We start from the raw sequence: 18,543 nt of genomic DNA, 5'->3' as shown, positions 1-18,543 counted from the left end.
CGGATCGCGCGGCACCGTACACATCATATGAGGTGAGGCTGTTGTTCCGTGTCGCTCAAGTCGCACCTAATATTTTTCCTGTTCCCCCACTGCATCACGGCGGTACCGAAAGGATTGTCCACGATCTCTCGATGGCTTTGCGGGGCATCGGCGTCGATGTGACGCTGTTTGCATCCTCAGATAGCGTGACAGAAATCTCCCGTATCGGCGATCATCCAAGTCTCGATGCCTTGGAACGTCGTTATGGCCGCGTCGCTCCCGGTGTCCCGGCGGCACTCGACACGTTGCAACTGGAAGCCCTGCGTCTGCGGCTCCCCGAATTCGACATCGTGCACGCCCACGGCGAATTCGCGCATGCGGCGCTGCTCGGGGAGCGTCGGCGGAGGAGCCTCACCACGGTGCATTGGCGGGTGGACGAACTCGACCGTGCCTTGTTCTTCGCGGGCTTCCCCGACCTCCCGGTGGCGGCAATCTCGGCGGCGCAGGAGGCCGGCATTCCTCCGGCGAACCGGGCTGGGATCGTGCATCATGGCATTGCCGCGGACCGCTATGCGCTTCGGTGCGAGCCCGACGGGCATGTCGCCTTCGTCGGGCGAATGACCGACCAGAAACGGCCGGACATCGCGATCCGCGTCGCCCGTGCCGCCGGCATTCCGATCCGCCTCGGCGGCACGATCGATGTCGGCAATCCGGATTATTTCGAGCAGAGGGTTCAGCCTCTGCTCGGACCGGACGCCACCTATCTCGGCCCGATCGACGACACGGCGAAGGGTGCGTTGTTGGGCGGGGCCCGAGCGCTCCTCTTCCCGATCGACTGGCCGGAGCCGTTCGGCCTCGTGATGATCGAGGCGATGGCCTGCGGTACACCGGTGATCGCCTGGAACCGCGGTTCGGTGCCGGAGATCGTCGAGGACGGCGTCACCGGCTTCGTCGTGACGTCGGAGACCGAGGCCGTAGAGGCCCTGACGCGGATCGGGCAGCTCGACCGCCGGCAGGTGCGGCGCCGCTTCGAGGAGCGATTCACCGCCGAGCGCATGGCCCGCGACTATCTCGCCATCTATCAGCGTCTGCTGGCCGCCTGATGCGCATCGCGCTGCTCAACTGGGACTATCCACCGAACCCGAGCGGGCTGTCGACGGCCGCCCGCGAGATCGCCGAAAGTCTGGCCGAGGGCGGTCAGGAGGTGACGGTCTTCACCCTCGACCGGAGCGGGCGTGAGCGGGTCGGCGGCGTCACCGTCGAAGGCCTCGCCCTGCCGCCCGGTGGCACGCTCGCGCGATTGCGCCGGTGGGGCTCGGTCGGGCATCTGGCGGCACCGCTCGCGTTCCGGCGGGCGGTTCTGTCCGCCCACGCCGAAGCGCCCTTCGACGTGGTCGAGGCGACGAACTGGTACGCCCCCGCCGTGCTGCTCACCAGGCGCCGCGATCTGGCTTTGGTGACGCGCAACTCGACGCCGGCCGGGCTCACCCGCGGCCCGGCCTCTTCCCTGCGCAATCGATGGGACGGACGAAGTGCCGACGCCCTGGAGCGTCGGCAGGCGCGGGGCAGTGCCGGTCTCATCGCCAACACCGCCGAGCACGGAGCGGTGATTGCCCGGGCCTACGGGCTCAGCGGCCGACAGCCCTCCGCCGTGATCGGTCTCAGCCTGCCGCCGGCGATCGTCGAGAGCGCCCGCACCGCTGCCTATCCGGATGAGGACGCCCCGGTGCGCCTGCTGTTCGTCGGTCGAGCGGAGGCACGCAAGGGCTTCGACCTGCTGCTCGGTGCCATCGCGATCCTGGCGGAGGAGCAGGCGCAAGGCGCCCTGCCGGCCTTTCACCTCGATCTCGTCGGAGTGCCGCCCGGCGATCTGCCGGCAGACCTATCCGCGGCGGCGCGCCAGCGCATCCGCGCCTGCGGCCGCGTCGATGCGGCGGCGCTCGCCGCGGCCTATGCGCGATCCCACGCGGTGCTCGCACCGTCTCGCTACGAGAGCTTCGGCCTCGTCTATCAGGAGGCCATGGCCTATGGCCGGCCGGTAATCGCCTGTGCCGAGGATGCGAGCGCCCGCGCCTTCGTCGGCGCGCCGGGAGCCGGTCCCTTGGCCGCTCGCGCCGCAGGGTCGGCGCTCGCCGATGCCCTGCGTCCGCTTCTCCTCGATCCCGGGCTGCGGCGTGCCTATCGCGCCCGTGCCCTGGCGGCGGCCGGGAGTTTCGATCGCGCGAGCCTCGGACGTGAAACCCTGGCCCTCTACGAAGCGGCGATCGCGGCGGCCCGACGCAGGCGAAACGGCTCGTCCTAGGCTGACGGGAGGTCAGGCTTCATCGCGGTAGGGACGGAGCAAGGCCTCCTCCTCTTCCAATCGACCGCGGCCCGGATCCAGGGCCTCGTAACGGCGCGAGCGCGCCGCGACATGGGCGCGGCTCAGGTGATGGTCGATGGCCCCGTGCAGGGAGATGAAGCCTTCGCGCCATCCGGCATCGAGCTGGGGCCGTTCGTGCACCCGACCGGCATAGACCACCTCGCCACGGTTCAATCGATACTGCACATCCGGAAACATGTCGGAGAGAACGCCGTCGACGCGGTTGCGCCGTGGCAGACCGATCGAGCGGACGTCACCCGTCTCTGCGAGCGCGGCGAGTCCGGGGAGGAGGCGTCCCGTGGCGGGTTGAAGCGTCTCGTCGGCATCGAGCTGCAGCATCCAGTTATGTCGGGCGAGGGCCTGCAGCGCATTGCGCTGCGCCGCGAAGTGCCCGGCGAGTGGGCGGGCAGCCACCCGGACCGCGCCGGCCGAAAATCCCGGCACTGCAATGGCGCGCGGCGGGGCCGCATCCGCGTCGAGGAGAATCGCGACATCGTCGACCCAGTTGGCCTGCGCCGGCAGCTTGGCCAGCACGCTGTCACACTCCTCGGGTCGACAGAGGAAGCCGAGGGAGACGGAGCGCGTTTCGGCCGTGGTGAGGTCGTAGAGTTCCGCCCGTGCCGCATCCTCGGAATGGGGATGCAGCAGCGCCGCCCGCCCTGCCTCGTCGAGCCATCGGACGCCGCGTCCGTGCCCGGTGGCAGCGATGCGCAGCGTGTAGAGGTCGAGTCCATAGGGCGCATCGGGATCGGACTCGAAGATCGGCGCCGCGAGCGCGCTCGTCAGATGGGTGCGGCAGCGGACGGTCTCCGCCCCCGTGTCGAGCAGGACACCGCAGGAGTCGCAGGCCGTTCGAAACAGGCGCCGACGCCCATTCGAATAGGTAAGCGCCCGTGCGGTCGGCGCGAGCATGGCGGCCGCGCAGACGAAGCAGCGTGGAGAGGTCGTCACGTCGGCTTGTCGTCCCTGCGGCGCATCGAGACCCTGGTTGGACGGGGGCCGCGCCTTACCTGGGCGAGTTCCCGAGCGTGGCTCCGCGAACCCCCGACCCCAGTGTCCGTCGACGTCGATCCCTCGGGAGCCGGTCCGGCTCGCTTTCCGCCGTTCGCATCCATGGCCATCGTTGGCAATGCGCCGGAGCCCCGCGCAACGGCGAGCGCCATCGACGAGGCGGCCTGCGTCGTGCGCTTCAACAATGCCGCGGGCTTCGGGGGACGGACCGGCTCACGGGTCACTTACCTCGCCCTGGTCAATCGCGGCGGCCAGATGCGGGAATGGCTGGAGGACGAACTTTTTCTGGATCGCCCGGTGATCCAGGCGGCAGAGGCGTTCATCCTGCCGTTCCCAATGCTCGCCCCGGAAGAGAACCTCCCCGAGCCGATCTGCTGGACCCGCGAGATCCTCGCGCGACTGCGCCCGACGGGTCGCCCGATCTATATCCTGCCCGAGTCGCTCCACGAGCGTGCTCGTACCCTGCTCGCAGCAGGGACGAGCGGGCGACCGAACCCGAGCACCGGCTTCCTCGTGACGCTCGCGCTTCTCCTCGAGCGGCCCAGCGATGCTGATCCGATCCAGGCTTTCGGCTTCGGATTCGATGGTTGGCCCGGACATCCGTGGGCTGCCGAGCGCGCGTGGTTCGAGCGAGCCGAAGCGGCCGGGCGCCTGCGTCTGCACCCCGTCGAAGGATGAGTCCCAATCCATGGCCACGCTGATCACCGTGCTGAAGAGCGGCGGGCGCTACGATGCGACCTGGGTCGCGCGGCTGGCTCGAGGGGTGCGTCGCCATGCGCCCGCCTTCACGCGGATTCTCTGCCTGACCGACATGCCGCTCGTCCTCGACGGTGTCGAACGCGTGGCCCTGCGCCATGACTGGCCGGCGTGGTGGGCGAAGATGGAGGCATTCCGCCTTGGCCTTTCAGCGGGCACGACGCTGCTGTGCGACCTCGATACCGTCTTCACCGGTCCTGCCGATCGGCTCGCGGAGCCGGGTCTTGCCGCTATGGAGGATTATTTTCATAAGGGGCGGCTTTCGAGCGCCTTGCTGCGCTGGAATGGCGAAGAACTCGCAAATCTCTACGCGCGCTTCTCGGCCGATCCCGCGCGCTGGATGGCCGCCGGATCCTGCGGCCCGGTACCGAACGGGGTGCACGGCGATCAGGTCGTCATCGATCATCTTCTCCGCCAGGACGGCGTGCGCCCCCGGTTCTTTCAGGAGATCGCACCGGACCTTCTCGACTTCTACGATCCTCGACGCGACGCTCACGGGCCGGTCGTGGTCTTCATCGGCCCGTCCAAGCCCGACACCGCTCGCGGCTCCGTCCATGCTGCCTGGGCCGGAGTCTGAGCGACAACTGGAGGCCCGTCATTCGCCGTGCCTCAGGGTGCTCACCGCTGAAACGACAAGGCCCCGCCGGTGATCGGCGGGGCCTTCTCGTTGGGGTGGAACGGGGAGCACCGGCAGTGATGTCCGGAACCCCGCTCCTGATCTCGGCTATCGACTTCCCGGCGAGGCGATCTCCGCGTCGCCGGGAAGCGTCGCTGTCTTAGGCCGTGGCGAGCGCCGGGGCGCGGGCCATGCGGGCCTCGTTGGCGGCGTGGTGCTGCTTCAGCATCGGCCGCAGGACGGCGATGGCGAGGAAGGCCGCGATGAGGTCCATGATCGCCACCGTGTAGAGCACGGTCGCCCAGGTGCCGGTCGCCTGCATCAGCAGGTTGCCGACCGGGACGAACAGGGCGGCCAGACCCTTGGCGCAGTAGAGCACGCCGTAGATCTTACCGATGTGCTTCGAGCCGAAGGTATCCGCCGCCGTCGCGCTGAAGAGCGAGTAGACTTCACCCCAGGCGAGGAACACGATGCCCGAGAGGATCACGAAGGCCCAGGGGTTCGAGCCGAAGTAGCCCAGCGCGACGATGCCGATGCCTTCCATCGCGAAGGCGATGAACATCGTCTTCTCACGGCCGATCCGGTCCGAGATGAAACCGAACAGCGGGCGCGAGATGCCGTTCATGATGCGGTCGAGCATCAGGGCGAAGGGCAGGGCGGCCATGGCGAAGAAGTACAGGTTCACCTGGAAGTTCTTCACGCCCAGATCCTGCGCGATCACGCCGAGCTGCGCCACCGCCATCAGGCCGCCAGTCACCGTGCAGGTGAACATGACCATCATGACCCAGAACACCGGGGTCGAGAGCGCCTCGCCCAGGGTGTAGTCGCGACGGCTCTGCATCACCTTGCTGGAGAACTTCACCTCGTCCTTCTGCGGGCCACGCATCATGGTCGAAGCGGCGATGATGATCGCGCCCTGGATCAGGCCGAAGATGAAGAAGGCCTGGGCGTAGTTGCCCGCGTCGATCATCTTGGCAATCGGCAGGATGGTCAGGGCCGAACCGGCGCCGTAACCGCCCGCCGTGAGGCCGACCGCCAGACCGCGCTTGTCCGGGAACCACTTGAGGGCGTTGTTGATGCAGGTGGCGTAGACGCAACCGACGCCGATGCCGCCGAGGACCGAGCCGACATAGAAGCCGGTCAGCGAGGTCGCGTAGGAGTTCACCACCCAGGCGAGGCCGGTCATGAAGCCGCCGAACATGACGACGCGGCTCGGACCGTACTTGTCGATGAAGTAGCCCTCGATCGGCGTCAGCCAGGTCTGGACAACGACGAAGATGGTGAAGGCGACTTGGATCGCGGCGCGGTCCCAGCCGAAGGTCTTCTGGATCTCGGGGACGAACAGCGTCCAGGCGTATTGGATGTTTGCCGCGGCCACCATGCAGGCGACGCCGAGGACAATTTGGAACCATCGATTGGATGATGTGACGGGTCTATCTGGGGCGATAGAGGACGTTGCCATGGGCGCTCTCCCTCGATCAGGCTTCGACACTTCCGGCCTGACTCGTTTGACGTGATGAACTTTCGCCGCACTTGGTTCGGCTGCCAAGGTCCAGGTCCCGCAAGGGATGCCCCCAAGGCCTCCGTGGCATGCATTATTTGGTATACCAGCAAGGCCGGCAAGCGAAATAATTCCGAGCCAAACATGAAATTGTACGGATTAAAAACTGCTCCCCTTCGTGCGTAGGGGTCCAGAAAGCGCTGCCACGCTGCGTTTCCCCAGGGAGAGCCTATAGTCGGCCTCGAACGTCGCCTGAATGGATGATGCAAAATAATCTGCTTAGTCCGGTGAGACGGCAAATTTAAATTACGAACGTATCAAGAATTTTCCTGCTTATCGCGACGTCAACGACGATACCCGCTGCGGGCATCCCTGCCTGATTGCTCTTTCTACGCGAGATTGAGCGTTCAGGGCCGCCGTGGCTTTCGCGATCTGAGCTGGAAACGACAGCCGCTGGCGCCTGCGAATCGCACCCGATGCACCGTGATTGGGCACAAGCCTGCCGGCAGACATTCGTCACGGCACGATAATGCCAGACCCGAAATAAACAGCCGCGCCGGGATTAGCCGGCGACGGGAACGCGTTAATCCAATTGTTCCGTTTAGGACGGGACGAATCTCCAACTCAGCCCGCTCCGGCGCAAGCCGCGGCGGGTTTTTCTCGTTCGCATGTGGCTTTCTCGACGGACCAAGCACGGCACCTGACGCCCGTAAGGCGTCCCGCCGGTGGCTGATTGCGGAAGAGAGCGGTATCTAATTACCGCATCAGGCAACTGCCTCGATATGTTGCGGTTTTTGCGTTTTCATGTGTTCGACATGCCTTGACGCGGCGAGGCAACCTCAGTATTGCCCTCTCGCACGCCGCTGCGTCCTCACCGACGCGGCGGCGCTCTCTTTCTAACGTCACCGGCACGGGAATCGGCCATGAAGACCACTTCGCTGAAGCCCGCCGACGTCGACAAGAAGTGGGTCGTGATCGACGCGGAAGGGCTCGTGGTGGGCCGCCTCGCATCGATCGTGGCAATGCGCCTGCGCGGCAAGCACAAGGCCGCCTATACGCCCCACGTCGATTGCGGCGACAACGTCATCGTCATCAATGCGGACAAGGTGAAGTTCACCGGCCGCAAGTACGACCAGAAAATCTACTTCCATCACACCGGTTACCCGGGCGGCATCAAGGAGCGCTCGGCGAAATTCATCCTCGAAGGCCGCTTCCCGGAGCGCGTTGTCGAGAAGGCCGTGGAGCGCATGCTTCCCCGCGGTCCGCTCTTCCGCCAGATCCTCGGCAACCTGCGCGTCTACAAGGGCGCGGAGCACCCGCACGAGGCCCAGCAGCCGCAGGCGCTCGACGTCGGCTCCCTCAACCGTAAGAACGTGAGCGCTTGATCATGGCGACCCTTCAGTCCCTCGCCGATCTCAATCGGGCGAACACCCAGACGACGAACTCCGAGAACGAGGCTCCGGTCCACGTCCAGAAGCTGGACGCCCAGGGCCGCGCCTACGCCACCGGCAAGCGCAAGGACGCGGTCGCCCGCGTTTGGATCAAGCCCGGCAAGGGTGACGTCGTGGTCAACGGCCGCCCGGTCGAGACCTACTTCGCCCGTCCGGTGCTGCGCATGATCCTGCGTCAGCCGCTGGAGATCGCCGGTCGCGTCGATCAGTACGACATCACCGTCACGGTAAAGGGCGGCGGCCTGTCCGGTCAGGCCGGCGCCGTGCGCCACGGCCTGTCGAAGGCCCTGACCTATTACGAGCCGGAGCTGCGCTTGCCGCTCAAGCGCGAGGGCTTCCTCACCCGCGACCCGCGCGTGGTCGAGCGTAAGAAGTATGGCCGCAAGAAGGCCCGCCGCAGCTTCCAGTTCTCGAAGCGCTAAGCGGTTCGAAGCATCACCAGGGGAGGGCGGGGCCGCGAGGCTCCGCCCTTTCTCGTTTCAGAGAGCCCGGAGAGCATCAGATGAGGGAGCCCGCATGAACACGCGCGTCCCCCCAGGCCTACCCGGCGACCGCCGCGCCGCCGTGGCCGCCGCCTTGCGGCAGCTCGCCCCGCGCCTGCCCGCCTTCGAGGCGGAAGCCGTGCTCGACCGGGCGATGCGCAGTCCCGGCCTGCGGCTGGCCCTCCCGGAAAACGCGGCTTGGCTCGCGCTCACGGCTTTCGCCCGGCACACCTTCACCGATTACGACGACCTGCTCGCCGAAGGCTATGACCGCGACAGCGCCCGTCACTTCGTGCTGGACGACATGAACGCGACGCTCAGCGAATGGGGCAGCCGTCGCCTCGTCTCGGAGGAGGAGGACGAGGCGGATGAACCGCTTGCCGAATCGTGACGGAAGAGCCGGTAGCACCCGCTTGCCCGGTGGCCTGGGGTGAGGCAGGGAAGCCGCTCGTCGATAACGGGAAAGAGTTTCCGATGAAGCTGAGCGCGCGCAACGTCCTCAAGGGCAAGGTGGTATCGGTCGAGAAGGGCGCGACCACGGCCCATGTGAAGATCGAGATCGCCAACGGCCAGACCGTGACCTCGTCGATCACCAACGAGTCGGTCGAAGCTTTGGGCCTGCAGGTCGGTTCGGACGCCTATGCCGTGATCAAGAGCTCCGACGTCATCATTGCCGTCGACTGAGTTCAGCCTTCAAGCGTCAGCGCGATGCCGTGTCCGGCCTGGCCGCCGGGAGCGAGCAGGCGCTGGGAATCGCGCTCCGATAATTCTCCGTCGAAGCCGGCCCAGTCGGCATGGCCGGTCCAGGCTTCGAGGGAGAGGAACGGCGCGGTCGGGCGTGTCCACACCGCGAGATGGGGGAAATCCTCCACCCGCATGGCGATGGTCCGGCCACCGGGCGCGACGAAGCGGAGCGCCCGGCTCTCCGCGTTGAGGAACACCAGCGCCTCCGTGAACATCTCCGGGTCGAGATCGAGGCGCGCCCCATCGAGCGGCACCTCCCGCTGCGAGCGCACCAGCAGCCCGCCCTCGCCGACCTCGGGCACGAAGGGTCGCTCCACAGCCTCGAACAGGACGGCGTAGCCGCCGCCAGCCCGCCGCTCGCCCCCGGCGAAGGGCCAGGGGAAGGCCGGGTGGAAGCCGAGCGCGTAGGGGAGAGGCTTCTCGCCCCGGTTGCTGACGGTGAGATCGAAAGCGAGGCCGCGGGCGGTGACCCGAGCGGTCACGTCGAGCCGGAAGGCGAAGGGGTAATGCGTCCGCGTCCCGGCATCGTCTTCAAGCCGCAGCGTCACCGAATCGTCCGTTCGGGCCACAACGGTGAACAGGCAATCGCGGGCGAAACCGTGCTGCGCCATGGGGTAGGGACGCCCCTCGACCTGCACCATCCCCCCCGCCGAGGCGCCGACCACCGGGAAGAGCCAGGGCGCATGTCGGTTCCAGTGCGCGGGGTCGCCGTTCCAGAGATATTCCTGGCCCTCGACCTGCCAGGAGACCGGCTCGGCCCCCTGTAGGGCGATCCGTGCCGTCGTGCCATCCTCAGCCCGAATCTCGATACACTCGGCCATTCTCGCTCCCCGCTTTCGACCTCGATCGATAGCGGGGCCGTACGCGCGGCGCTACCCGGCCGGCGAGCCGCTCTCAATCGCGTGATGCGGCCTCGGACGCCTCGAGGGCTGGGATCACCTGGGCCGGCGGGCCGGAGGCGATGATGTTGCCGGCCTCCAGCACGAAGACCGTGTCGGCGCGGCGCAGCGAAGACAGGCGATGGGCGATCATGATGATCGTCCGCGTACCCGCAAGTGCGCTCAACGCGCCCATCACCGCCGCCTCCGTCTCGCCGTCGAGGGCGCTGGTCGCCTCGTCGAACACGATCACGTCGGGATCGTGATAGAGGGCGCGGGCGATGCCGATGCGCTGGCGCTGGCCGCCGCTGAGCCGTGCGCCCCGCTCGCCGACCCCGGTCCGATAGCCCTCGGGCAAGCCCGCGATCATCTCGTGGATGCCGGCGAGCCGGGCGGCGCGCTCGATCGCATCCGGGTCGATCCGGTCCGGCGGCAGGCCCAGAGCGATATTCTCGGCGACCGTGCCGTCGATCAGGAAGACGTCCTGCGGCACGTAGCCGATTCGATTTTGCCAAGCCGGCAGGGTCTCGGGGCCGAGCGGGCAGCCGTCGATCAGGACGCGGCCCTGGGTCGGCGACAGGATGCCGAGGATCAGTCCCACGAGGGTCGATTTGCCCGACCCGGTGCGGCCGACTAGACCGACGGTCGTGTGGGCCAAGATGGTGAGATCGAGGGCGTGGAGGGTCGGGCGGCCGGGCTCGTAATCGAAGCCCACACCTTCCAGCCGGATGTCCGTCGTGAAGGGCAGGCGCTCGCTCGTGCGGGGGACGGGCGGGCGCTCGCCTTCCAGCGCATCGACGATGAGCCGCACCCCGGCAAGGGAGAAGCGTAGCTGCGAGACCGAGGTGAAGATGTTCTGGAAGGCCGGCAGCATGCGATAGCCCGCGAAGGCGAACAAACCGAGCAGCGGCAGCATGCCGGCGGTGTCGAGACCCTGCGTCAGCGCGAAGAGCACCACCGCGATCACACCGCCGAAGGCGAGGGCTTCGATCACGAAGCGAGGCAGCTGACCGGTGAGGAGGCTCTCGGCGAGCGCGCGGGCGTAGCCGCGAGCTGGGGCATCGAAGCCGGCCGAAAAGGTCTCTGCTCGACCGTACAGCTTGAGTTCGGTGAGCGCCCCGAACGTTTCCTGCACGACGCGGTAGCGGCCTTCATTGCCCGCCACCGCCCGCGTTCCGAGCCGGGCGAGGCGCACCCGCGCCACGAGGTAGATCAAGACGTAGAGGCTGCCGAAGCCGCCGCCGAGGATCAGCGCGAGGCGCGGCTGATAGCCGATCAGAAACACGATCACGGCCAATGCCGAGGTTGCTCGCGAGGCGATCACCAGGATCGGCGTCAACACCCCGAGGACGAGGCGGTCGGTCTCGGACAGGACGTTCTTGGCGAGTTCCGCGCTGTTGGACCGGGCGAAAAACAGGCGCTCGCGATCGACGTATCGCGCCAGCAATCGCCGGGCAAAATCGTACCCAACGAGATGGGCGAACAGCAATTGGGCGAAGGCGAGCCCGGCATTGACGGCGCTGGTCAGCAGGATGGCACACAGAGCCGCGCCGCCGGTCACCAGGAGGAAACTGCGCGGGTCCGTCAGACCCAGCGCGTCGCGGAGGCCTGCCAGAACCGGCACCCGCGCGGCCGCAGCCGGATCGCCGACCAGGGTCAGGAACGGCAGCACCGAGGCAATGCCGACGACTTCGAGAAGCGCCGCGATCCCGAGTCCCAAGCCAAGCCATCCGAGGCGCCGCCGGTCGTGCGGGCGCATCACCCGCAGGAGATCGAGGAGGGTCCTCAAGGGAGCACCGAACGCGGAACGGAGGGAGCCGAAGCCCAATTAAAACCGTTTAAGAACAGACGGTTAGGCATTTTGAAGCGGGGCTTGTAGCATTCGCCAGAAACCCTGTCGACCGGTTTCCGGGCCGGTGATCCGCCGGTTCGGATGAACCGGACGCTTCCCCGCCTGTTCGACAGGAATGCTGAGCTCCTCCATAGACCCATCCGAAGAAGTCCCCATGCCGGCCTCAATACCCTTCGACAACAGCTACGCGCGACTGCCCGCCCGCTTCCACGCGCGCTTGGCACCGACGCCGGTCGCAGGCCCCAGGCTGATCAAGCTCAATCGGGCGCTCGCCGAAGAATTGCGGCTCGACTCCGCGTGGCTCGGCAGTCCCGACGGCCTGGCGATGCTGGCCGGCAATGCCGTCGCGGAGGGTTCCGAGCCGCTCGCGGCCGCCTATGCCGGGCACCAATTCGGCAATTTCGTGCCCCAACTCGGTGACGGGCGCGCGATGCTGCTCGGCGAAGTCATCGATAAGCATGGTCGCCGCCGCGACATTCAGCTGAAGGGCTCGGGGCCGACTCCGTTTTCGCGCATGGGCGATGGCCGAGCCGCACTCGGGCCGGTCCTGCGCGAATATCTCGTCAGCGAGGCGATGGCCGCCCTCGGCATTCCGACGACCCGAGCCCTGGCGGCGGTCGCGACCGGTGAGCCGGTGATCCGCGAGACCGTGTTGCCCGGTGCCATCGTCACCCGCGTGGCGGCGAGCCATATCCGCGTCGGCACCTTCCAGTATTTCGCGACCCGAGGCGACACGGAGGCCGTGCGCGCGCTCGCCGATCACGTCATCGCCCGCCACGATCCGGAGCTGGAGGGGCGGGAGGACCGTTACCGCGCCCTGATCGCGGCGGTGTCGGCACGGCAGGCCGAACTGGTCGCCCGCTGGCTCCTCGTCGGCTTCGTCCACGGCGTCATGAACACCGACAACATGTCGGTTGCCGGCGAGACGATCGATTACGGCCCCTGCGCATTCCTCGATGCCTACGATGCGCGGACCACGTTCAGCTCCATCGACCGGCATGGGCGCTACGCCTACGGCCAGCAGCCGCGCATCGCCCTCTGGAACCTCACCCGCTTCGCCGAGACCTTGCTGCCGCTCCTGCCCGAGGACGAGGATGCCGGGGTCAAGGAGGCGGAAGCCGCCCTCGCCACCTTCGGACCGTGCTTCGACGCCGCCTATCGCGGGGGGCTCGCCCGCAAGCTCGGCCTCGCCGAACTGCGCGAGGGAGATGCGGAACTCGCCGGAGACCTGTTGCGGGTGATGGCCGAGAACCAAGCGGACCATACCCTGACCTTCCGGCGCCTCTGTGCCGCGGCCGAGACGTCCGACGCCGATGGCCTCGTCCGCGACGGCTTCGTCGATCCGACCGCCTACGATGCCTGGTCCGTCCGCTGGCGCTCGCGGCTTGCCGAAGACCCGCGCGATCCGGCCGAGCGGGCCTCGGCCATGCGCGCGGTCAACCCGGCCTTCATTCCCCGCAACCACCGCATCGAGGAGATGATCGAGGCGGCGATGGAGCGGGACGATTTCGCCCCGTTCGAGACCCTCCTCGCGGTTCTGTCGCGCCCCTACGACGATCAGCCGGAGCACGCCCGCTACGCCGAGGCCCCGGAGGGCGGGGGTGTCGGTTACCGGACCTTCTGCGGCACCTAAGCTGAGCATGATTGGGGAGGACAACATTTGTTCTCTTGAACAGACTGGCGTCACCATGCGTTTGCTGATGGAGCGGACGGCCGCATTGGAGCCGCTCCAGCACGCGCGAGTTCTCCTTGTCCGCTCATTCCTCGCTTCATCTCGCCGCGCCTCCGATCGAGGCTGCGAGCGACGACGCCTTTCCCCATGTCGCGATCGGGCGTCTGCGCCGGATGGGTCGCCTCTCCGCTCCCCTGCCCACGGCGCTCGGCGGCGAGGGCTTGTGTGAGCCGGAACGCGTCGGCGACCTCCGCCGGCTCCTGACTCAGATCGGCCGTGACAGCCTTCCGGTCGGGCGCCTCTACGAGGGGCATGTCAACGCGCTGGCCCTCGTACTGCGCTACGCCGATGCCGAGACGCGGGAAGTGCTGGCCCGCGACGCCCTCGACGGTCACCTGTTCGGCGTGTGGAACACCGAACCGAAGGACAATGGCCTGACCCTCGATCCTGCGGGGCGGCTGCGCGGGGCGAAAAGCTTCGCCTCGGGCGCCGGCTCCGTCACCCGCCCGCTCGTCACCGCGCGAATGCCGGACGGCCGCAGCCTGATGCTGATCCTGCGGCTCAAAGCGGGCGAGCGGGCCGATCTCAGCGAATGGCGCGTGCACGGCATGCGCGCCACCGCGACCGGCACGGTCGATTTCTCCGGCCTGCATGTCGGCGAGGGCGCGGTGATCGGCGCACCGGACGATTATTTCCGCCAGCCGTTCTTCTTCGCCGGGGCGTGGCGCTTTCTCGCCGTCCAGCTCGGCGGCATGGAGGCGGTCGTCGAGACCCACCGTGCCCATATGCGCGCGACGGGGCGGAGCAGCGATCCTCACCAGCAGGCGCGGTTCGGGCGCAGCCTGATCGCTCTCGAATCCTGCCGTCTCCTCGTTGCTCAGGCGGCCGAGATCGCCGCCGCCGAGGCGCTCCCGCCGGAGCGCGTCATCGCCGGCGTCAACCTCGCCCGCGCCGCCGTGGATCAGGCCGGTCTCGACGTGCTGACCCTCGCGCAGCGCTCGGTCGGGCTCGCCGGATTCCTCGACGACCATCCGCTCGAAGCGCAGATGCGCGATCTCGCGACCTATCTGCGCCAGCCCGCGCCCGATTTCGCGCTCACCGGCATGGCCGCCCACGTGCTGGATTGCGAGACACCGCTCCATGCCCTCTGGCCGGAGGTCCGTTCCCAGGGATGCGAGGCATGAGCGGTCGCCACGCTCAGACCCTCCCGGCCCGCTACTTCGTCGATCTCTACGCGTCGAATCCCGATCCCTGGCAGTTCACGTCGAGCGATTACGAGCGCGACAAGTATATGGCGACGCTCGCGGCCCTGCCGCGCCCTTGCTACGACCGGGCCCTCGAGATCGGCTGCTCCATCGGCGTCTTCACCCGTGAGCTCGGCGAGCGTTGCGCCGAACTCGTCGCCCTGGACATCGCGCCCTCGGCGATCGCGGTGGCCCGCGAGCGCTGCGCCGACCGGCCACAGATCGATTTCGTCGTCGGCGCCGTGCCGGGAATCTGGCCGGACGGGCGCTTCGACCTGATCGTGCTGTCCGAAGTCCTCTATTTCCTCGATCGCGACGATCTCGCCCGCCTCGTGGCGCGGGTCGGACAGAGCCTGATGCCCGGAGGCGAGTGCGTGCTGGTGCACTGGACCGGCGAGACCGATTATCCCCTGTCCGGCGACGAGGCCGTGGACGGTTTCATCGCCGGCGCGTCGTGGTTCTGCCGCCCCCTGTCCCATCAGCGCACCGGGCAGTACCGCCTGGACGTGCTCCGGTCCGGCCATGAGGCGGGCTGAGCCCCTCCGCCATCCACTCTGGGTGCGCCTGACCCACTGGATCGGGGCGGGCGCCTTCCTGGCGCTGACGATCAGCGGCTTCGCGATCCTGCTCGCCCTACCGCGCCTGTTCTGGGGCGAGACCGGCGCCAACGAGGCTCCGGCCTGGATCGTCCTGCCGCTGCCGGTCAATCTCGAACAGACCGGATGGGGTCGCAACCTCCACTTCCTCTCGGCCTGGATCTTCGTGCTGGGCGGCGCGGTCTACCTCATCGCCGCCCTACTGTCGGGCCACCTGTTCCGCCGCCTCGCGCCGGACCGTGACCAACTCCATCCTGCCCATCTCGCCAGCGAGATCCGCGATCACCTCCGACTCCGTCCAGCGGTGCCGTCCGACGGCGGACACGCGCGCTACAACGCCCTGCAGAAGCTCGCCTACCTCGTCGTCCTGCTGGTGCTGGCCCCGGTGATGCTGCTGTCGGGGCTGACCATGTCACCCGGCGTGACGGCCGCCTATCCTGAACTGTTCACTCTGTTCGGCGGGCGACAATCGGCCCGCACCATCCATTTCCTGGCCGCGACGCTGCTGGTCGCCTTCCTTCTGGTGCACCTCTGGCAGGTCCTGGCCAACCGCCCGCTGCGTCTGATGCGGGGCATGATCACCGGCCGCTCCGGCGGCGATACGGAGAAGGCCTGATGCCGGACATCTCCCGCCGCCGCCTCCTGCTCGGCTCCTCGGCGCTGGGCCTCGGCCCCCTGCTCGGCGGCTGCGAGCTGATCGAGGGCGGCCCGAGCCGTGCGGGTTTCTACGGGCTGAGCGACACGCTGACGCTCGCGACCCAACGCTTCCTCTTGCGCGATCAGCCCCTCGCCCGAGAGTTTTCGCCGGAGGCGATCTCGAAGATCTTCCCGGCCATTAACACGACCGATCCGGACAACCCCGATTACCGGCGCTCGAAGGAAGCGGGCTTTGCCGATTGGCGCCTGCCGGTGAGCGGCCTCGTCGAGCGTCCGACCGCCTTCTCGCTGGCGGAGCTTAAGGCCATGCCGGCTCGCACGCAGGTGACGCTGCATTCCTGCGAGCAGGGATGGTCGGCCATCGGCGGCTGGACCGGTGTGCCGCTCGCCCACGTGCTGGCGAGCTGCGGCCTGAAGCGCGAGGCCCGCTTCGTGGTGATCCGGACCGTCGATGGCTGGTGGGACAGCTACGACCTGTTCGACGCGCTCCACCCGCAGACCATCCTGGCCTACGGCATGAACGGGGGTGATCTGCCGGTCGCCCACGGTGCCCCCGTGCGCCTGCGGGTGGAGCGCCAGCTCGGCTACAAGTCGCTCAAATACCTCGCCAGCATCGAGGCGATCGATCGGATTTCCGGCCTCGGTCAGGGCCGGGGCAGCATGGTCTCCGAACTGGGTTTTGCCTGGTACGCGGGCATCTGAGGACGCTGCAACCGAGCGATTTTCCGAGGCGGCAAAAAAGCGAGCGGCCGGGCAAGAAGGGGGTTGAGTCCCGCCAATCCTCCGCTTATAGAACCGGCCGTCGGCAACGGGCAGCGCCCGAAGCGAGACACCGCCGAGACCTCCAGCGGTCGTGGCGAGATAGGTTGGGGCCTTAGCTCAGCTGGGAGAGCGCTTCCATGGCATGGAAGAGGTCATCGGTTCGATCCCGTTAGGCTCCACCATCCTCCTCTAAAATATTCGATCCGCAGAAAGCCGCCTCCGGGCGGCTTCTTCGTATGTGGTCCCCTCTGCGCTGGGCACGATGGACCTTTCGATCTCGGCGACGTATGGCGCTGCACGATGGGTGCGGCGACACGACTGCTGACGGTGGGGCTCGCGATGGCCGGTGCGATCTCGGCGCCCGCCGCAGCACAGCCGCAAAACCTTCGGCCGGAGGCGCAGGATGGTACGGGGACGCGCGCGGTGATCGAGACCCTCAGCGCCCGTCTCCTCGCTGCGCCGAGCGCCACGGCCGTTCTGGAGGCCTGGTGCGCCGAGCGGGGGCTTGCCGCCGATCCCCGCATTCTCGCGGTGCGCGTGCCCGGTATCGACAAGGCTCCGACCCCGCTGCAGCGCGAGCGCCTGGCGGTCGGTCCGGACGAGAGCGTGCGCTATCGCCGGGTGCGGCTCACCTGTGGAACCCATGTGTTGTCGGAGGCGGACAATTGGTACGTCCCCGGCCGGCTGACCCCCGAGATGAACGCCGCCCTCGACGGCACCCAGGCGCCGTTCGGAGCGGTCGTCCGCCCGCTGAAGCCGAGCCGCCGCAACCTTTCGCTCCACATGGTGTGGCGCCCAGGGGAGGGGACGATGCCGGGCCCCGACGCGCCGCTCTTCTCGGTGGAGGCGTTGCTCTCGGCAGACGGCGTGCCGTTCTGTGAGGTGGCCGAGACCTATACGGGTGCCGTCCTGGCGCGGGGCGAACGCTGATCCGATCCCTCGCCGGTTGGCAGCGCACCGGCGGTCGTCACCATGCGCGCGAGATGCGGCAACAGTGGGTACTGCCCGCAGGGGAGCCGCCGCGCCACCCCATGATGGCGCGGGACTGAGCGCGGAGCGCGGGCCGCGTGGCGTCGATCAGAACGATTGATCGACCCGGCGCCCTTCTCGGGCGAGGCGCAGCAGGTTCTGGCCGTACTGAGTCTTGGCGAACATCTCGCCCCGGACCTGGAGTTGCTCCTTGTCGATGAAGCCCTGGAGAAAGGCGATCTCCTCCAGACAGGCGACCTGCAGCCCCTGACGGTGCTGCAGCACCCGCACGAACTCGGCGGCCTCCAGCAGGCTGTCATGCGTGCCGGTGTCGAGCCACGCGTAGCCCCGGCTCATCCGCTCGACGTGGAGTTGGCCGCGTTCGAGATAGGCCTGGTTGACCGAGGTGATCTCCAGCTCGCCCCGATCCGACGGCTTCACGTCGGCGGCGATGTCGAGAACCTGATTGTCGTAGAAGTACAGGCCGGTCACCGCCCAGGGACTCTCGGGCGTCTTCGGCTTCTCGACGAGGCGCAGCGGCCGGCCCGCATCGTCGAGGGTGACGACGCCGTACGCTTCCGGGTGATCGACATGGTAGGCGAACACGGTCGCACCGTGTTTGCGGGCACTGGCGCGGGCGAGCAGGGTGCTCATGCCGTTGCCGAAGAACAGGTTATCGCCGAGCACGAGCGCCACGTCATCGGAGCCGACGAAGTCACGGCCGATGATGAAGGCCTGGGCCAGCCCCTCGGGTCGCGGCTGCACCGCGTAGGTGAAGGTGACGCCGAACTGCTCGCCCGTGTCGAGCAGGCGCTGGTAATTGCCGAGATGCTCAGGGCTCGAGATGATGAGGATCTCACGGATACCCGCGAGCATCAGCACCGAGATCGGGTAGTAGATCATCGGCTTGTCGTAGACCGGCAACAACTGCTTGTTGATCGCCAGCGTGGCGGGATGCAGCCGGGTGCCGGATCCACCGGCGAGAACGATGCCCTTCATCGAAACGACCCT

The 18,543-nt window shown here is 67.8% G+C and carries 19 protein-coding genes and 1 tRNA gene; 15 read left to right on the top strand and 5 right to left on the bottom strand.

Features of this window, described 5'->3' with window-relative positions:
• The first annotated feature begins 41 nt into the window (after window positions 1–41).
• A complete protein-coding gene (locus tag OWC43_RS00240) occupies window positions 42–1,082 on the top strand; it encodes a glycosyltransferase family 4 protein (protein ID WP_393958457.1) in 1,041 nt (346 codons plus the stop codon).
• Window positions 1,082–2,281: a glycosyltransferase family 4 protein gene (locus OWC43_RS00235; RefSeq protein WP_393955257.1), complete on the top strand. Its 1,200-nt coding sequence runs from the start codon at window positions 1,082–1,084 to the stop codon at window positions 2,279–2,281. Before OWC43_RS00240 ends, OWC43_RS00235 begins: the two co-directional genes overlap by 1 nt.
• A 12-nt stretch (window positions 2,282–2,293) precedes the next feature.
• Here the strand turns inward: OWC43_RS00235 and OWC43_RS00230 are convergent, their stop codons facing one another.
• Window positions 2,294–3,253 (bottom strand): hypothetical protein, encoded by a 960-nt coding sequence (locus tag OWC43_RS00230; RefSeq protein ID WP_393958456.1) that lies wholly within the window; start codon window positions 3,251–3,253, stop codon window positions 2,294–2,296.
• A 201-nt stretch (window positions 3,254–3,454) separates the two neighbouring features.
• Between OWC43_RS00230 and OWC43_RS00225 the strand changes: the two genes are divergently transcribed.
• Window positions 3,455–4,030 (top strand): hypothetical protein, encoded by a 576-nt coding sequence (locus tag OWC43_RS00225; protein ID WP_393955256.1) that lies wholly within the window; start codon window positions 3,455–3,457, stop codon window positions 4,028–4,030.
• A 10-nt stretch (window positions 4,031–4,040) separates the two neighbouring features.
• Entirely contained in the window at window positions 4,041–4,685 is a 645-nt protein-coding gene (locus OWC43_RS00220) for a hypothetical protein (protein ID WP_393955255.1), read from the top strand.
• Between the two features lie 199 nt (window positions 4,686–4,884).
• On the opposite strand, the gene oxlT is transcribed toward OWC43_RS00220, so the two are convergent.
• The gene (gene oxlT / locus OWC43_RS00215) at window positions 4,885–6,186 is read right to left on the bottom strand and encodes an oxalate/formate MFS antiporter (protein ID WP_137827284.1); all 1,302 of its coding nucleotides are present in this window, start codon (window positions 6,184–6,186) and stop codon (window positions 4,885–4,887) included.
• Between the two features lie 962 nt (window positions 6,187–7,148).
• On the opposite strand from oxlT, the gene rplM reads away from it, so the two are divergent.
• The 4 genes from rplM to OWC43_RS00195 all read left to right on the top strand — a co-directional run bounded on the left by rplM (window position 7,149) and on the right by OWC43_RS00195 (window position 8,842).
• A complete protein-coding gene (rplM, locus tag OWC43_RS00210; RefSeq protein WP_137827283.1) occupies window positions 7,149–7,610 on the top strand; it encodes a 50S ribosomal protein L13 in 462 nt (153 codons plus the stop codon).
• Window positions 7,611–7,612: 2 nt separating this feature from the next.
• On the top strand, window positions 7,613–8,098 hold the full coding sequence (gene rpsI, locus OWC43_RS00205; RefSeq protein ID WP_393955254.1) for a 30S ribosomal protein S9: 486 nt from the start codon (window positions 7,613–7,615) through the stop codon (window positions 8,096–8,098).
• A gap of 94 nt (window positions 8,099–8,192) precedes the next feature.
• On the top strand, window positions 8,193–8,549 hold the full coding sequence (locus OWC43_RS00200; RefSeq protein WP_137827281.1) for a DUF2293 domain-containing protein: 357 nt from the start codon (window positions 8,193–8,195) through the stop codon (window positions 8,547–8,549).
• Between the two features lie 83 nt (window positions 8,550–8,632).
• Window positions 8,633–8,842, top strand: a complete 210-nt coding sequence (locus OWC43_RS00195) for a molybdopterin-binding protein (RefSeq protein ID WP_137827280.1) — start codon at window positions 8,633–8,635, stop codon at window positions 8,840–8,842.
• Window positions 8,843–8,844: 2 nt separating this feature from the next.
• Here the strand turns inward: OWC43_RS00195 and OWC43_RS00190 are convergent, their stop codons facing one another.
• Window positions 8,845–9,723: an aldose 1-epimerase family protein gene (locus OWC43_RS00190; protein ID WP_393955253.1), complete on the bottom strand. Its 879-nt coding sequence runs from the start codon at window positions 9,721–9,723 to the stop codon at window positions 8,845–8,847.
• Between the two features lie 73 nt (window positions 9,724–9,796).
• Window positions 9,797–11,569: an ABC transporter ATP-binding protein gene (locus OWC43_RS00185; RefSeq protein WP_393955252.1), complete on the bottom strand. Its 1,773-nt coding sequence runs from the start codon at window positions 11,567–11,569 to the stop codon at window positions 9,797–9,799.
• 217 nt (window positions 11,570–11,786) lie between these two features.
• Between OWC43_RS00185 and OWC43_RS00180 the strand changes: the two genes are divergently transcribed.
• From OWC43_RS00180 to OWC43_RS00150, 7 genes are all read left to right on the top strand, one after another.
• Entirely contained in the window at window positions 11,787–13,265 is a 1,479-nt protein-coding gene (locus OWC43_RS00180) for a YdiU family protein (protein WP_393955251.1), read from the top strand.
• Window positions 13,266–13,381: 116 nt separating this feature from the next.
• Window positions 13,382–14,488, top strand: coding sequence for an acyl-CoA dehydrogenase family protein (locus OWC43_RS00175; RefSeq protein ID WP_393955250.1), 1,107 nt, complete (start codon window positions 13,382–13,384; stop codon window positions 14,486–14,488).
• Entirely contained in the window at window positions 14,485–15,084 is a 600-nt protein-coding gene (locus OWC43_RS00170; protein WP_137827276.1) for a trans-aconitate 2-methyltransferase, read from the top strand. The genes OWC43_RS00175 and OWC43_RS00170 overlap by 4 nt, the downstream gene beginning before the upstream one ends.
• Window positions 15,071–15,760, top strand: coding sequence for a cytochrome b/b6 domain-containing protein (locus OWC43_RS00165; RefSeq protein ID WP_393955249.1), 690 nt, complete (start codon window positions 15,071–15,073; stop codon window positions 15,758–15,760). The genes OWC43_RS00170 and OWC43_RS00165 overlap by 14 nt, the downstream gene beginning before the upstream one ends.
• Window positions 15,760–16,503 (top strand): molybdopterin-dependent oxidoreductase, encoded by a 744-nt coding sequence (locus OWC43_RS00160; RefSeq protein ID WP_393955248.1) that lies wholly within the window; start codon window positions 15,760–15,762, stop codon window positions 16,501–16,503. Before OWC43_RS00165 ends, OWC43_RS00160 begins: the two co-directional genes overlap by 1 nt.
• 166 nt (window positions 16,504–16,669) lie before the next feature.
• Window positions 16,670–16,745, top strand: a tRNA-Ala gene (locus tag OWC43_RS00155).
• Between the two features lie 118 nt (window positions 16,746–16,863).
• Entirely contained in the window at window positions 16,864–17,493 is a 630-nt protein-coding gene (locus tag OWC43_RS00150; protein WP_393955247.1) for a hypothetical protein, read from the top strand.
• Window positions 17,494–17,640: 147 nt separating this feature from the next.
• Here OWC43_RS00150 and rfbA read toward each other — a convergent pair whose 3' ends face one another.
• On the bottom strand, window positions 17,641–18,531 hold the full coding sequence (gene rfbA / locus OWC43_RS00145) for a glucose-1-phosphate thymidylyltransferase RfbA (RefSeq protein ID WP_393955246.1): 891 nt from the start codon (window positions 18,529–18,531) through the stop codon (window positions 17,641–17,643).
• Between the last annotated feature and the right edge of the window lie 12 nt (window positions 18,532–18,543).

The organism is Methylorubrum sp. POS3, from assembly GCF_043352485.1.
GTDB lineage: Bacteria > Pseudomonadota > Alphaproteobacteria > Rhizobiales > Beijerinckiaceae > Methylobacterium > Methylobacterium suomiense.
Note: the sequence above shows the minus strand (reverse complement) of the source record. Positions and strands in the feature narration are given on the sequence as shown.